This window comes from Cryobacterium frigoriphilum (assembly GCF_004403305.1).
GTDB lineage: Bacteria > Actinomycetota > Actinomycetes > Actinomycetales > Microbacteriaceae > Cryobacterium > Cryobacterium frigoriphilum.
This window is the reverse complement of the sequence record NZ_SOHE01000041.1, coordinates 92,774-107,231: the sequence shown is the minus strand read 5'-3', so window position 1 is coordinate 107,231 and position 14,458 is coordinate 92,774. Positions and strand designations below refer to the sequence as shown.

Here is a 14,458-nt window from a genome sequence, read left to right as displayed (position 1 = left end):
ACTGGGCACCGATCGACTGGGCACCGATGGTCTGGGCGCCGATCGCGCAGACGAACCGGACGGTAGGCTCAATTGGTGGATATTCAGAAGGACGCCCGCCTCGCGGTAAAACTCGTTCGGGATGCCGTGCACTCGCGCATCGCAGATCGCCGGCTCTCCGGGCGCATGAACGCGCGAACCCCCTTTGAACCCAAGCGGTTCAAGGTCGCGGTTTACTTCGCCGACGGCCCCGTCAACATGTACCAGATGCGTCAGTGGTACAAGCCGCTCGCCGTCCTCGCCGAGACCTGGCCGGTCGTCGTGTTGAGCCGCACCGCCGGCGGCACGGTCATGCTCATGGAAGAGTCGCCGGTACCGGTTGCCTACGTGCGCAAGGTATCCGACCTCGAGCACATCATCGAGGAACAGGACATCCGTATTGTCTTGTACGTCAACCAGAACCCGCGCAACTTTCAGATGATGCGCTACGGACGGCGCTGGCATGTTTTCATCAACCACGGTGAGAGCGACAAGATGTACATGCTGACCAATCAGTTCAAGGCCTACGACTACGCCTTCGTTGCGGGCGATGCCGCCCTCGCGCGCCTGAACCGGGTGCTGTGGGACTACGACTTCGACAAGCGTGCCCTGCCCATTGGGCGCCCGCAGGCCGACCACTTCTCCCGCGATGTACCCTATACCCCCGACGACCGCACGGTGGTGCTCTACGCGCCCACCTGGGAGGGGGACCGCCCGTCGGCGTCGTACGGTTCCGTCGCCACCCACGGTGTCGCTCTGGTGACGGCGCTGCTCGCGAGCGGTCGACACCGGGTGATCTATCGTCCACACCCGCGCAGCGGGGTCGCCGACCCCGAGTACGGAGCCGCGAACCGGCGCATCATCGCCGCGATTGCCGCGGCCAACGCGCGGGATGCCACGGCCCAACACGTCTACGACGATGGTCCGGACCTCGGCTGGCAGCTGGTCGCGGCCGACGTTGCCATTGTCGACATCTCAGCCATGGTCTATGACCGTCTGGCGACCGGAAAACCGCTCATGGTGACCCGCCCGGTCGATCCAGCGGCCGAGATCGACACGAGCGGATACCTCTCCGACTGTGAATGGCTCTACGCCGTACAGACCGGCGACATCATCGAAGCCCTGGATGCCCTCGCGGTCGACGGTCCGGCCAGGGCGCGCCTGACCTCCTGGGTCACCCGCTACTTCGGCGACACCACGCCCGGCAGCGCCACCGCCCGGTTTCACGCTGCGATTGCCCGGCTGCTCGCGGAGTGGGACCGATTCGCGGCCCTGCACGCGGGCGATGACGCGCTCAGCCCTTACGCCGAACGCTCCACAGACGGGACGGTCGCGACGGACGAAGGGTGATCTCGCGCAGCTGAGGATCAAGCTCCGGTCGGAATCCGTCGGGAGCCGGTCCAAAGGCGAGCCTCGAGGTCTGCATGACCCGCTTGCCGAGAATGTGGTTTCCGGCACCGCCGATGATGGCTCCGACGCCGAACGGCAGTGCCTTGCCCACGAGGCTCGCGCCCCCGCGGGCCGCGAACTGGCGGATGAAGGCCGACCTCAGCCGATCCGTCAGGGGCCCCACTATGGCCCGCGGAATGCTGTTGGTGACCAGTTCACCCCAGTAGGCGCCGCGAGCGGCTCCGCTGCCGGTGAACTGCCCGGCCAGCTGCCGAACCAGGTCGGTGCCCTCGTGCCCGAGCATCATCGTCATGACGAGGGCGCGCGCGCGGTCCGGCTCGTCGACGGCGATACCGTGCACCTCGCTCACCGACTGAGCGAACAGGGCGGTCGCCTCGAGAAAACCGGCCGTCTCGACCCCGGAGAGGGCGAGCGTCACGCCGGTACCAATGCCGGGAATAACGGCCGTCGCGCCGACAGCGGCCCCGCCCGTCGTGACGGCGGCCAGATACCGGCGTTCGAGAATGCGCACCAATTCGGACGGCGTCGCATCCGGGTGGCGGCGGCGGATGCCGCGGATGTGCGCGAGCACCACCGGTCGGTGGATCGACATGATTCGATCGAAGCCCTTGACGACACCGGTCGGCAGCTGGCCGCCCTCGGGAGTGCCGCCGGTCGAAGACAGGATGGGTGTGGGCTGCGTGGACATCGTGGCGCCTCCTCGTGTGGCGGTGTGTGGCGGTGTATGGCGGTGTATGGCCGTGTGTGGCTGGAAACCTCTGCAGTGCCTGCCGCGGTCAGTTTACGCGAGTTGACGGGATGACCCCAGTGCTGGTCTGATGCCGAAAGTGGGGGTACCGCGAGCCTCAAAACCACTGGTGCCATATCCCCTGTAAGAGTAGAACTGAGACATGCCTGAGCCTAAATCTGAAGCGTCCCGAATCTTGGGTGGTCGCTTGCGCGAACGCCGTCTGGCGCTCTCTCTGAATCAAGAGACCGTCGCCCATCTAGCCGGACTCAACGTGTCGAATTACGCCCGAATCGACCGCGGACACGGCAATCCCACCTTCCATACCCTCATCCGCCTGGCGACAGTGCTCGGGATGGAACCCAGTGAACTGCTGATCGGTTTCACGACGGCTCACCTGCCGCCGACCCGCGACAGCTACACCGCTCTGGACTTTCGCCGTGAACAGGAGGCACACGCCGTACAGCGCCGCTAAGTACAGCGCCGCTAAGTACAGCGCCGCTGAGTACAGCGCCGCCGTTAAGAGCAGCGCCGAGTTACGGCTTGGCCGGTTTGATACCGTAGTCGGCGTTGTATCGGCCGAGCACCTCGGCGATGGGGGCGTCGAGCACGAGGGCGCCCTTGTCGAGGTACAGCCCACGGGTGCAGAACCGACGCAGATCCCGCTCATTGTGTGAGACAAAGAAGAGGGTGCGCCCGCCCGCGAGGAGTTCCTCGATGCGGCGGTAGCACTTCTCCCGAAAGGCCTTGTCGCCGACGGCGAGCACCTCGTCGACCAGCAGAATTGGCTCCTCGAGCCGCGAAATAACGGCGAAGGCGATGCGCACCTTCATGCCGCTCGACAGGTGTTTGTAGGGCGTATCGATGAAATCGGCGATCTCTGCAAACGAGATGATGTCATCGAATCGAGAATCGATTTGCTTGCGGGTCATGCCGTGCAGCCCGGCGGTCAGATAGACGTTGTCGCGCACCGTGAGATCATCGACAAAACCGCCCGTGATTTCAATGAGCGGAGCAACCCCCTCGGTGACGTGCACGCGCCCCTCATCGGCCAACACCACGCCGGTCACGAGTTTCAGCAGGGTGGACTTGCCCTGGCCGTTACGGCCCACCACCCCGATCGCCTCGCCGCGCTGCACCGTGAAATTGACGTGCTGCAGGGCCCAGAACTCATTCGGTCGACTACGGCGGCTGCGGCTCGAGAACAGATCCTTGAACGAGCGCCGACCACGCCGATTACGGCGAAAGCGGATGCCGACATCCGTCAGTGCAATTACGGGCGCCTGGGGTGTCGTTCCCGGTGAAGCAACGGTCGGATTCGACATCAGATCTCCTTCAGAACGGCGCGTTCGGCCCGGCTGAAGACGAGCAGACCGAGTCCCAGAAAGGCCAGCGACATGGCCGCGCTGACGGCCACCGCGAACCAATCAAGCTGGTCGGGAAAGAACGCGGCCCGGTACAGGCTGAAAATCCCGGTGAGGGGGTTGAACGCGGCCCAGAACTGCAATTCCGGCGGCAGGTTGCTCGTGCCGTAGATGATGGGGGAGGCGTAGAACAGAAAGCGCAGAATCAGCTTCACGGCGCGCTCAAGGTCGCGGAAAAAGACAACCAGGGGAGCGACCAGCAGGCCGACTCCCGCAGTGAGCGCGGTCTGCAGCACGATCGCGAGGGGAAACAGCACCGCGTCGACGTTGAGCTCTGCGCGGTAAACGATCGCGAAGAGAATGAGAACCGGGATCGCTGCCAGAAACTCGATACCCTTCGACAGCACGAGCCGGTTCACCCAGATGGTGCGCGGGATGCGCGTCGAGCGGATGAGCTTCGCCTCACGCAGAAACGCTCGCGTGCAGTCGGAGACGGCACCGTTGAACCACATCCACGGCAGCAGTGCCGCCAGCAGAAACACGATGTACGGCTCGTCGCCGACCGGGCGTTGAAAAACCTGGGTGAAGACGAACCAGTAGATGCCGGCCATGACGAGCGGGTCGAGAATCGACCAGAAATATCCGAGCACCGACGTTGAATAGCGCACCCGCAGGTCCCGCTGAGTCAGCAGCCACAGGGAGTGTCGGTAACGGGCGAAGGCGGTGCGCTGCTGCGGGCGTACCTCGGCAAAACTACTCACGCGCACCGTATCTGTTCACGCGCACCGTATCTGTTCACGCGCTCTATCGTAGGTGAATGCGGGCGTAGGTGAGCGCGGGCGTAGGTGAGCGCGGGCGTAGGTGAGCGCGGGCCGTGGGCGGGCACGCGCGTGTGTCTGCGCGGGCGGATGCCCGCCCGCGCTCGCCCGTGACGGATCAGACGAAGAGGTTGGCCCGCTCGAGGTCTTCGGCGAAGTCGACTTCGACGGCGTAGAAGTCCGAGATATTGATCGGTTCGACCAGCATGCGGTTCTTTTCGATCGCGAGTTCAATGCCGCGCTCGAAATAGTCCTGCGCGTCGACCTTGATCAGGTGCCGAATGAGCAGCGCCTTGTCGGCGGCCGACACGTAGTTGATGCCGACGGCCTCGCCGAGGCCGCCCTTGACGGTCTTCGAGAGCTCCTTGATGTAGCCCTCAGTGCTCATCGTGTACTTGACCTCTTCATCGGACACCTTGTCGGTGTTGACCATGACGAAGGACTGGTCGCGGGCCATCATGGCCGCTGCACGATCGAGGATGGCCGGGTCGAAGACCACGTCGCCATTCATCCAGAGCACACCGCCGGGAGCGGACGCCTGAAGCGCGCGCAGCAGACTCTTCGAGGTGTTCGTCTGGTCGTACTGCTCGTTGTACACGAAGGATGCCTGGGGGAAGGCCTCAATGATGTGCTCGAGCTTGTAGCCGACAACGATGGTGACCTTGGCGACCGTGCCGAAGGCGTGAGCGATGTTGTCGAACTGCTGCTGCATGATGGTGCGGCCGTCGCTGAGCTCGGTGAGCGGCTTCGGAAGTGAGCGGCCGAGACGGCTGCCCATGCCCGCCGCGAGAATGACTACCTGGGTGGTCACGATTATCTCCTCAAGAATGGTTTGGGCGCAGCCTCAGGAACCACTCGACTTCTCAGGGATTGAATAAGTCAGAGTTTGCCCAAGGTTTACCCACTGGTTCACACAAAGACACATCGTTATGCCACTATAACCATACACTTTTAGTAGAATGAGGCCAAGTATGGGCAGATTCCGTGCCCAAGCTGTGACCACACGACGACCGTGGCGGGCGGCCCGCAGCTGCCGACCCACATCTGGGTGTCAGGGTGCGGTTGGTAAGTTAGCGGGGTGACCCCTGAAGCCCCGAGAGCCGAACCCCCGAGGGGCGAGTCTTCGAGACCCTCAGATCCCTCGAGAAACACAGCAGCGGAGGCGGACCCGGTCGCACCCGTGACCGCGTCGCGGCCGGCCTCCGGTCGCCCCAAGCCGGCTCGACCGCGCACCACCGCAGCGAAGTCGGCAGCGCCGAAACCTTTCGCCCTCAAGCCCGCGCCCCCCCAACAGGCCCGCCCCGGCACGATCTCCGAATCACCGGCGAAGTCCTCACCCGCGAAGTCCTCACCCGCGAAATCCTCACCTGCGAGACCCTCACCTGCGAGACCCTCACCTGCCAAGTCGGCTGCCGCTGCACGCAGCCAGGCCCGCACGGCAGTTGCTTCGTCAGCCTCGTCGTCCGCGGCGCGGCCCGGCGCGGCGCGGTCGAGCGCGGCAAAGACGGCCGCGAGTACCGCCGCGGCCGCCCGTGCCGTAGCTGCGCGCGCCGAAGCTGCCCGCAAGGCAGAGGCGGCAGCAGCCCGGGCCGAGACGCTCGCAGCCCAGACGCTCGCAGCCCAGACGCTCGCAGCCCAGACGCTCGCCGCAGAAACCCGTGAGGCAGCGCTGGCTTCGGAGGCGAGACTGGCTTCGGAGGCGAGATCGGCTGCCGAGGCGAAGCTGACCGCTGAGTCGAAGCTGACCGCTGAGGCTCTCGTGACCGCGGTGCTGCCCACAGCGCTGCCCAGCGTGACGCCCGACCGGCCTGCTGCGGCCCCGCGGCCCAAGAAGCGCAAGCCCGTGGCCGTCATCGAGCGCGCCACCGTCGAACTGGCCGATCCGCTCGCGCCCGTCGTTGTGCGCGCATCCGGTCTGGTGAAGCGCTTCGGGCCCACCACCGCCGTCTCGGGCGTCGATCTGGAGGTACGCGCCGGATCGTTCTATGGAATTGTCGGCCCCAATGGGGCAGGCAAGACCACGACGCTCTCGATGATCACGGGTCTCCTGCGGCCGAACGCCGGTTCCATCCACGTTCACGGAATCGACGTCTGGGCCAAGCCCGTGCAGGCGAAGCGACTGATCGGCGTTCTTCCCGATCGTCTGCGACTTTTCGATCGCCTCACGGGCGCCCAGCTGCTCTACTACTCCGGCACCCTGCGCGGACTCGACAACCGCGCGGTGCGAGAACGCAGCGCCGACCTGGCCGCAGCCTTCGGGCTCGAGGATGCCCTCAATCGACTCGTCGCCGACTATTCGGCCGGAATGACGAAAAAGATCGCCTTGGCCTGTGCCATGATCCACTCGCCGCGGGTGCTCGTGCTCGACGAACCGTTCGAATCCGTCGACCCGGTTTCGGCCGTCAATGTCACCGAGATTTTGCAGAAGTACGTCGCGAGCGGTGGCACGGTATTGCTCAGCAGCCACGGGATGGACCTCATCCAGCGTGTCTGTGACCACGTCGCGATCATCGTGCAGGGTACCGTTCTGGCCTCCGGCACGATTGCCGAGGTGCGCGGTTCGGCCACGCTCGAAGAGCGTTTCATCGAACTGGCCGGCGGGCGCAAGGTCGCGGAGGGCATGGAATGGTTGCACAGCTTCTCCGACTGAAGGTTCGTCTGCTCGGAAACGCCTTTCGGCGCAGTCCCTGGCAAATAGTCGGTGTTCTCGTCGGCCTGGCCTACGGTCTCGCCATCGCCGCCGTTCTCGTCACCGTTCTGGTCGGCGCCCGGTTTGTGGATGACGTCACCCTGATTCGTGACGCGTGCACGGTTGGCGGGGCGCTTGTCGTGCTGGGCTTCTTCGTGATGCCCCTGTTGGTAGGCATCGATGACACCATGGATCCGCGCAACTTCGCCCTGTTCGGGGTGCCGACGCGTTCTCTGGCCGGCGGACTGCTCGTGTCTTCCTTTCTCGGGGTTCCCGCCATCGTGCTCGGTCTCGCGCTGCTCGCCACGGTGATCACCTGGTCCCGCGGCATTCCAGAGACACTGCTGGCACTGATCGCGGCGGGAGCACTGTTCGTCACCTGCATGCTGGCCACCCGCGTGAGCACCTCGCTGGCCTCCCTTCTGTTGTCGACCCGGCGGTCACGAGAGTTCACCGGCGCGGCCGGAGTGCTCGTGCTCATCATCTGTGCTCCGATCGGGGTGTTGCTGCTCAACGTGGAGTGGAGCCGATACGGGCTCGATCTCGTGGGCGGCCTGGCCGCCATTCTGGGATGGACGCCGATGGGCGCGGCCTGGGCCGTTCCCGGTGACGCCGCGACCGGCGAGTGGGCGACCGCTCTGCTCAAACTCCTCGTGGCGCTCGCAACCGCCGGGCTGCTCTGGCTGGCCTGGGTCGCACTCGTGGCCCGCATGCTGGTGACGCCGGGGCGGGAAGCCGCGGCCAGGCAGTATGGCGGCCTGAGCTGGTTTGACCGCCTGCCGCACACTCCCGCCGGGGCGATTGCCGCGCGCAGCATCACCTCCTGGGGCAGAGACTCACGGTACTGGGTGTCACTGATCATGATCCCGGTCGTGCCGGTTCTGGTGTACATCCCCCTCACGATCGCGGGAGTGCCCGAGCATTACCTCACCCTGCTTCCGGTGCCGCTCATGTGCCTGTTTCTCGGCTGGACGATCCACAACGACGTCGCCTACGACAGCACCGCGATTTGGCTGCACGTCGCGTCTGGAACCCGCGGCGTGGCCGACCGCATCGGTCGTCTGGTGCCGACCCTGGTCGTGGGCATCCCCCTCATCGGTCTCGGTTCGGCGCTCAGCGTCTTCTTCTACGGCGACTGGGGCCCGCTGCCCGCGATGCTCGGCGTGAGCACGTCGATCTTTCTCACCGGCCTCGGCTTCTCGAGCTACACCTCTGCTCGCTTCCCCTATCCGGCAACCAAACCCGGTGACAGCCCGTTCGCGCAGCCGCAGGCATCCGACACGGCCTCCGCGATCGTGCAATCGCTCACCTTCACCGGTGCGATCGTGCTGTCGAGCCCGGCCCTGCTGGGGCTGCTGCTGGGCATCTTCGTCGACCCGTACTGGTTTATGCCGGCCCTCTATTACGGCGTGGCCATGGGCCTGTTCGTTCTCGTGGTCGGGGTCTGGCGCGGAGCGCGAGCCTTCGAACGCCGCGGGCCCGAAATACTCGCCTCAGCGCTGCGTGCATAGCGTGTACCCGCCCGCTTAGACTTGGGCCATGACTCAGGACATTCGCGCAAGCATCGCAGAACCAGGCCAGCCCGGCGCCGGCGGCGGTACGTCGACTCTCGACCGCGAACTCGAAGAACTCATCGAGCAGGAGCAGATCGAGCCCGGCGACCACGAGCGGTTCTCGCACTATGTTCCCAAGGACAAGATTCTCGAATCGGCGCTGTCCGGCAAGCCGGTGAAGGCGCTATGCGGCAAGAAGTGGCTGCCGGGTCGCGATCCGGAGAAGTTTCCGGTCTGCCCGACCTGCAAGGCCATCTACGAGAAGATGAAGGCCAGCTAGGCCTCGACGGGGTTGGGTCGGTTACCGGTATGACGTGGGAATGACCGCGTCGCCACGGCCGAGGCGGAACGCTTCGATCGGAAGCTCCTGCATGACCGCCGCGTGATGCTGGCGGGCCCGCTGGGTACCGGCCACTCCGACGTAGCGCTCGTCGACGACTCCGCCCTGCACCAAAGGCACGAGCAACTCGCGTTCCAGCCCGCCGTGCGGGGCCGGAGCTGCGCCCTCGGGGCCGTCGCCGAGCTGCACAATCTCTTCGCGGGCAATGCCGGCGGAGTCGAGTCGGCGCAGCGCGGTCTTGCGTCCGCCGACGGAGAGCTTGGCCGTTGAGGTCTTCGCGACGCTCGTCCACTGGCCGGAGTCGTTCTTGTGGGCAACGAGCTTGTAGACCATGCCGGCGGCGGGTTCGCCCGAGCCGGTGACGACGGATGTCCCCACGCCGAACGCATCCACCGGCGACGCCGAGAGCGCGGCGATCGCATGCTCATCGAGGTCGCTCGTGACCGTGATGCGGGTCTGCACGGCGCCGAGGGCGTCGAGCTGGGCACGAGCCGCCGCGACAACGGTCGGCAGGTCGCCCGAGTCGATACGGATCGACCCCAGGGCGGGGCCGGCCACGGCGACGGCGAGAGCGATGCCGGTGGGCACGTCGTAGGTGTCCACGAGCAGGGTCGTGCCGACACCGAAGGCCGCGACCTGCGCCCGAAAGGCATCCTCTTCGGTATCGTGCAGCAGCATGAAGGAGTGGGCGGCGGTGCCCATCGTCGGGATTCCCCAGCTTCGCCCGGCCTCGAGGTTGCTGGTCGACGAGAAGCCGGCGATGTATGCCGCTCGCGCGGCGGCCACGGCCGAGTATTCGCCGGTGCGGCGCGATCCCATCTCGGCGAGTGGGCGGCCGAGGCTGACCGAGACCATGCGCGCGGCCGCGCTCGCGACCGAGGTGTCGTAGTTGAGTACGCTGAGAATCAGGGTTTCGAGCAACACGCCCTCGGCGAAGGTGCTCTGCACATTGAGCAGGGGAGAGCCCGGAAAGTATGCTTCGCCCTCCTGGTAGCCCCAGATGCTGCCGCTGAACGCGTAGTTGGCGAGCCAGTCGAGGGTCGGGCGGCGCACGACCGCGTTCTCTTCGAGCCAGCCGATCTCGGCATCCGTGAACCGAAATGCCCGTACGAGCTCGAGCAGGCGGCCGGTGCCGGCGAGGATGCCGTAGCGGCGGCCCGGCGGCAGGCGGCGGGCGAAGGCCTCGAACATGCACTCGCGGTCGGCGGTTCCGCTCGAAATGGCGGCGTCGACCATCGTGAGCTCGTAGCGGTCGGTGCGGAATGCGGGGGTCGGGATCACCTCGCCAGCCTATCCGCCCATCGGCCCGCCCTGCCCGGCCGACCCGCCTGACCCGTCTGACCCGTCTGACCCGTCTGACCCGCCTGACCCGGCCGACCCGCCTGACCCGCCTGACCCGCCTGACCGATCCGTCGCGACTAAGCTTGATCCAGTGACAGACGCACCGATCGGCATCTTTGACTCGGGAGTCGGCGGCCTGACCGTCGCCCGGGCCATTAAAGACCAGCTTCCCAACGAGTCCATCCTCTATATTGGCGACACGGCGCATTCGCCCTACGGGCCGAAGAAGATAGCCGATGTGCGCGGTTACGCCCTCGAAGTGCTCGACGAACTCGTGGCGCAAGACGTGAAGATGCTCGTGATCGCGTGCAACACGGCATCCGCAGCCATGCTGCGTGATGCCCGCGAACGCTACAGCGTGCCCGTGATCGAGGTGATCCAGCCGGCCGTGAGGCGTGCGGTGATCACCACGCGCAACCAGCGCGTCGGTGTCATCGGCACCGTCGGCACGGTCAACTCGCTTGCCTACGACGACGCGTTCGCCGCGGCCACCCATATTCGGTTGTTCACGCAGGCCTGCCCGCGCTTCGTCGAGTTCGTCGAGGCCGGCGTGACCACGGGGCAGGAGCTGTTCGACGTCGCCGAGGAGTACCTCGCGCCGTTGCGCGAGCAGAACGTGGACACGCTCGTGCTGGGCTGCACGCACTACCCGTTTCTGCGCGGCGCGATTTCGTACGTCATGGGCGACGACGTGACCCTCGTCTCGAGCGATACCGAGACGGCCAACGACGTCTACCGCACCCTCGTGAGCCAGGGCCTCGCTCGCGAGCAGACGAGCGCGCCGAGCTACCGCTACGAAGCGACCGGCGACAGCGCCGAGGACTTTCTCGCGCTCGCCCACCGCCTGCTCGGCCCCCAGATTTCACGCGTCGACCTGATCGAGACCGGGGCTCTCAGCCTCGGATCGATCGAGGCCTTCGCCGCTCAGTCCCGCTACCTCAAGGAGAACCCGTGACCATCCCCGCCACCCCGACCGCAGCCTTGCGCGTTGACGGCCGCACCAACGACCAGCTGCGCCCCATCACCATCGAACGCGGCTGGAGCAAGCAGGCCGAGGGCTCGGCGTTGATCTCGTTCGGCAACACCCGGGTGCTGTGCACCGCCTCATTCACCAACGGCGTTCCGCGCTGGATGAGCGGCAAGGGCAAGGGCTGGGTCACGGCCGAGTATTCGATGCTGCCCCGCTCGACCAATTCCCGCATGGACCGCGAGTCGGTCAAAGGCAAGATCGGCGGCCGCACGCACGAGATCAGTCGTCTGATCGGCCGCAGCCTGCGCGCCGTCGTCGACATGAAGGCCCTCGGCGAAAACACCCTCGTTCTCGACTGCGATGTGCTGCAAGCCGATGGCGGCACCCGGACGGCCGCGATCACCGGCGCCTACGTGGCGCTGGCCGACGCGCTCGAGTGGGGTCGTGCGAAGAAGTTCATCTCGGCGAAGGCGCAGCCGCTCATCGACAGCGTCTCCGCCGTCTCGGTCGGCATCATCGGGGGAGTGCCGATGCTCGACCTCGCCTACACCGAGGACGTGCGGGCCGACACCGACATGAACGTGGTCGTCACCGGCCGCGGACTGTTCGTTGAGGTTCAGGGCACCGCCGAGGCAGCCCCCTTCGATCGCACCGAGCTGAATTCCCTCCTCGACCTGGCCCTCAGCGGTGCCGTGTCGCTCACCGGGTTTCAGAAGAGCGCCCTCGCCGAGGCCGCGCCCGCATCCGTGCAGGGGCGCTGACCGTGAAGGTCGTTCTCGCCACCCACAACCCACACAAGGTTGAGGAGCTCCGCCGCATTCTCGCACCGGCTCTGCCCGGAATCGAGGTACTCGCCTACGACGGGCCGGAACCGATCGAAGACGGCTCGAGCTTCGCCGAGAACGCCCTGATCAAGGCCCGCGCGGCCGCGGCCTTTACCGGTCTGCCGGCGATCGCCGACGACTCGGGCATCTGCGTCGATGTGTTGGGAGGGTCACCCGGCATCTTCTCCGCGCGCTGGGCCGGCCCGGCGAAAGACGCCGTCGCAAACCTGGAGCTGTTGCTCTGGCAGCTCGCCGATATGTCGGCCGAGCACCGCACGGCCCACTTCACCTGTGTGGTGGCGCTCGCCCTGCCCGACGGCACCGAGCGGGTAGGTAGCGGGGAATGGCCGGGCCAGGTGCTCGCCGAAGCGGCCGGAGCCAACGGCTTCGGCTACGACCCGATCTTTCTGCCCGACGGCTACGCGATCTCGGCGGCCGAGCTCACGGCATCCGTCAAGAATCAGATCAGCCACCGGGCGCTCGCCTTCGAGGCCATCGTGCCGGAACTGCGCGCGCTGCTCGGCTGAGGTCGTGCGGCTGGCTAATCTGTCTGAGCGGCTGAGAATGGCACTCATTCCCAACTGCCGCACCGGCTGGTAATTACCCGGTCGCGGTTCTAGTTTGAGGGTATGGCGCACTCGCACGGGCATTCTCACGACGCCGCCGCGTCGAACCGCACCCGGCTGACGCTCACGATCGTGATTGTGGCGACGGTGCTGGTCGTCGAGGTGATCGGTGCCTGGATCACCGGATCTCTGGCCCTGCTCGCCGATGCCGGCCACATGTTTTCCGACCTGGCCGGACTCACGATCGCCCTCGCGGCGACCGTCGTGGCTGCTCGGCCGGCCACCGACCGGCAGACCTTCGGCTACCAGCGGGCCGAGGTTTTCGGTGCGCTGCTGAACGGACTGATCCTGGTCGGTGTCGCGGTGGCCGTGGTGATGGGTGCCGTCGGTCGGCTGCTCGATCCGGGCACCGGTCACGTGCTCGGCGGCGGCATGCTGCTCGTGGCCGTCATTGGCCTGCTCGCCAACGTGGCCGGGCTGCTGCTGCTGCGCCCGGCGCAGGCCAGTTCGATCAATATGCGGGGCGCCTACCTCGAGGTGCTCGGTGACGCCCTTGGCTCGGTCGCCGTGATTGTGGCCGCGATCGTGATTCTGTTCACCGGTTTCGAGCAGGCGGATGCGATCGCCTCCCTGCTGATCGCGGCCATGATCTTGCCGCGGGCCTTCGTTCTGCTGCGTGACGTGGTGCGTGTGTTCAGCGAATCCACGCCGGCCGACACCGATGTGGCGGAGATTCGTCGCCACCTCGTTTCGACGCCGGGTGTGCTCGCGGTGCACGACGTGCACGTCTGGGCGATCACGAGCGGAGCCCACGTGTTCAGCGCACACATCGTGGTGGATCCGCAGGTCCTGGCCGCCGGAACGACCGGCGCGCTTCTCGACGAACTGTCCGAGTGTCTGGCTCACCACTTCGATGTGGCACACTCAACCTTTCAGCTGGAGCCCGCCGAGCACGCTGCCCACGAGGAGCACCACCACCGATAGCGGTGATCGATGGTCGTACGGGTTCGTACGGGTTCGTACGGGAAAGCTCAGGCTTCGTGGCGGCCGTCGTGGGCGGTATTGAAGGTGTGCGGGTCGAGCACCAGACTTTCGGTGGTCGCCGGGCGCTGGTTCAGGCGGCGGGCTTTGCGCACCGACTGGGCGTAGTGGAAGGCGGTGGGAACGAGCGTGAGCACGACGGCCGCGATCAGGATGACGTCGATGTAGCTCTGCACGAATTCGGCGACGGGCGGGATGAACCCCAGCAGAAAACCGCCGAACGTCAGGCCGGCGCCCCAGATCAGGGCGCCGATCAGGTTGTAAAAGGTGTACTTGCGGTAGTCCATGTGGCCGACGCCGGCGGCGACCGGGGCGAAGGTACGCACGATGGGAACGAAGCGGGCGACGATGACGGCCAGGCCACCGAAGCGCACAAAGAAGGCGTTGGTGCGCTCGACGTTCTTGATGCTGAAAATGCCCGATTCCTTGCGCTCAAAGATGCGCGGGCCAAAGCGGTGGCCGATCAGGTAGCCGACCTCGCCGCCCAGAAAGGCCGCGAGCCCGATGGCGAGGGCCACCCACCAAATGTCAATGGTGATGACCCCGGCGAAGGTGAGCAGCCCGGTGATCACGAGAAGGGTGTCGCCCGGAAGCAGGAATCCGATCAGCAGCCCGGTCTCCGCGAACACGATGGCACAGACTCCGAGCAGAGCCCACGGGCCAAACCCGGCGATGAGCACTTCCGGGTCAAGCCACGGTATCAGGGCGGTGTGATTCACAGAGAAAACTCCAGTCGGCGGGCGGCCACGGGGGCAAGGGGTGGTGAGCGCGGATACTGACGACAGGTTACCGCGTTA

15 protein-coding genes are annotated in these 14,458 nt (G+C 66.1%); 9 read left to right on the top strand and 6 right to left on the bottom strand.

Translation table 11 applies throughout. The annotated features are described in order from the left end of the window. Positions 1 to 75: 75 nt before the first annotated feature. On the top strand, positions 76 to 1,368 hold the full coding sequence (locus E3T55_RS09040) for a CDP-glycerol glycerophosphotransferase family protein (RefSeq protein WP_241992970.1): 1,293 nt from the start codon (positions 76 to 78) through the stop codon (positions 1,366 to 1,368). On the opposite strand, the gene E3T55_RS09035 is transcribed toward E3T55_RS09040, so the two are convergent. After that, a complete protein-coding gene (locus E3T55_RS09035) occupies positions 1,313 to 2,116 on the bottom strand; it encodes a hypothetical protein (RefSeq protein ID WP_241992969.1) in 804 nt (267 codons plus the stop codon). The two genes, E3T55_RS09040 and E3T55_RS09035, sit on opposite strands and share 56 nt — an antisense overlap. Before the next feature lie 247 nt (positions 2,117 to 2,363). Here E3T55_RS09035 and E3T55_RS09030 point away from each other — a divergent pair, with 247 nt between their 5' ends. After that, positions 2,364 to 2,630, top strand: coding sequence for a helix-turn-helix domain-containing protein (locus E3T55_RS09030; protein WP_166791726.1), 267 nt, complete (start codon positions 2,364 to 2,366; stop codon positions 2,628 to 2,630). Between the two features lie 61 nt (positions 2,631 to 2,691). Here the strand turns inward: E3T55_RS09030 and E3T55_RS09025 are convergent, their stop codons facing one another. The 3 genes from E3T55_RS09025 to E3T55_RS09015 form a co-directional block, all read right to left on the bottom strand. Continuing rightward, complete coding sequence (locus tag E3T55_RS09025) at positions 2,692 to 3,480, bottom strand: ABC transporter ATP-binding protein (protein WP_134519222.1); 789 nt, start codon at positions 3,478 to 3,480, stop codon at positions 2,692 to 2,694. Continuing rightward, positions 3,480 to 4,280 (bottom strand): ABC transporter permease, encoded by an 801-nt coding sequence (locus tag E3T55_RS09020; protein WP_134519221.1) that lies wholly within the window; start codon positions 4,278 to 4,280, stop codon positions 3,480 to 3,482. The genes E3T55_RS09025 and E3T55_RS09020 overlap by 1 nt, the downstream gene beginning before the upstream one ends. A gap of 175 nt (positions 4,281 to 4,455) precedes the next feature. Then, positions 4,456 to 5,148: a phosphocholine cytidylyltransferase family protein gene (locus E3T55_RS09015; RefSeq protein ID WP_134519220.1), complete on the bottom strand. Its 693-nt coding sequence runs from the start codon at positions 5,146 to 5,148 to the stop codon at positions 4,456 to 4,458. A gap of 948 nt (positions 5,149 to 6,096) precedes the next feature. Between E3T55_RS09015 and E3T55_RS09010 the strand changes: the two genes are divergently transcribed. Genes E3T55_RS09010 through E3T55_RS09000 form a run of 3 tightly spaced genes read left to right on the top strand, consistent with a single transcriptional unit; the run spans position 6,097 to position 8,859 of the window. Further along, complete coding sequence (locus tag E3T55_RS09010; protein WP_241992968.1) at positions 6,097 to 6,987, top strand: ABC transporter ATP-binding protein; 891 nt, start codon at positions 6,097 to 6,099, stop codon at positions 6,985 to 6,987. Beyond that, positions 6,963 to 8,537: a hypothetical protein gene (locus tag E3T55_RS09005; RefSeq protein ID WP_134519219.1), complete on the top strand. Its 1,575-nt coding sequence runs from the start codon at positions 6,963 to 6,965 to the stop codon at positions 8,535 to 8,537. Before E3T55_RS09010 ends, E3T55_RS09005 begins: the two co-directional genes overlap by 25 nt. 28 nt (positions 8,538 to 8,565) lie before the next feature. Next, a complete protein-coding gene (locus E3T55_RS09000) occupies positions 8,566 to 8,859 on the top strand; it encodes a DUF3039 domain-containing protein (RefSeq protein WP_134519218.1) in 294 nt (97 codons plus the stop codon). A 21-nt stretch (positions 8,860 to 8,880) separates the two neighbouring features. On the opposite strand, the gene E3T55_RS08995 is transcribed toward E3T55_RS09000, so the two are convergent. Then, on the bottom strand, positions 8,881 to 10,200 hold the full coding sequence (locus E3T55_RS08995; protein WP_255455385.1) for a nicotinate phosphoribosyltransferase: 1,320 nt from the start codon (positions 10,198 to 10,200) through the stop codon (positions 8,881 to 8,883). Positions 10,201 to 10,351: 151 nt separating this feature from the next. On the opposite strand from E3T55_RS08995, the gene murI reads away from it, so the two are divergent. The 4 genes from murI to E3T55_RS08975 all read left to right on the top strand — a co-directional run bounded on the left by murI (position 10,352) and on the right by E3T55_RS08975 (position 13,604). After that, positions 10,352 to 11,215, top strand: a complete 864-nt coding sequence (gene murI, locus E3T55_RS08990; RefSeq protein ID WP_134519217.1) for a glutamate racemase — start codon at positions 10,352 to 10,354, stop codon at positions 11,213 to 11,215. Further along, positions 11,212 to 11,991 carry a ribonuclease PH gene (gene rph, locus E3T55_RS08985; RefSeq protein ID WP_277613501.1) on the top strand — a complete coding sequence of 260 codons (780 nt, stop codon included), beginning with the start codon at positions 11,212 to 11,214 and terminating at the stop codon, positions 11,989 to 11,991. Before murI ends, rph begins: the two co-directional genes overlap by 4 nt. Further along, positions 11,988 to 12,581 (top strand): RdgB/HAM1 family non-canonical purine NTP pyrophosphatase, encoded by a 594-nt coding sequence (gene rdgB / locus E3T55_RS08980; RefSeq protein ID WP_134519216.1) that lies wholly within the window; start codon positions 11,988 to 11,990, stop codon positions 12,579 to 12,581. The genes rph and rdgB overlap by 4 nt, the downstream gene beginning before the upstream one ends. A gap of 102 nt (positions 12,582 to 12,683) precedes the next feature. Further along, positions 12,684 to 13,604 carry a cation diffusion facilitator family transporter gene (locus tag E3T55_RS08975; RefSeq protein ID WP_134519215.1) on the top strand — a complete coding sequence of 307 codons (921 nt, stop codon included), beginning with the start codon at positions 12,684 to 12,686 and terminating at the stop codon, positions 13,602 to 13,604. A 47-nt stretch (positions 13,605 to 13,651) separates the two neighbouring features. Here E3T55_RS08975 and E3T55_RS08970 read toward each other — a convergent pair whose 3' ends face one another. Then, the gene (locus tag E3T55_RS08970; protein WP_134519214.1) at positions 13,652 to 14,380 is read right to left on the bottom strand and encodes a DedA family protein; all 729 of its coding nucleotides are present in this window, start codon (positions 14,378 to 14,380) and stop codon (positions 13,652 to 13,654) included. Between the last annotated feature and the right edge of the window lie 78 nt (positions 14,381 to 14,458).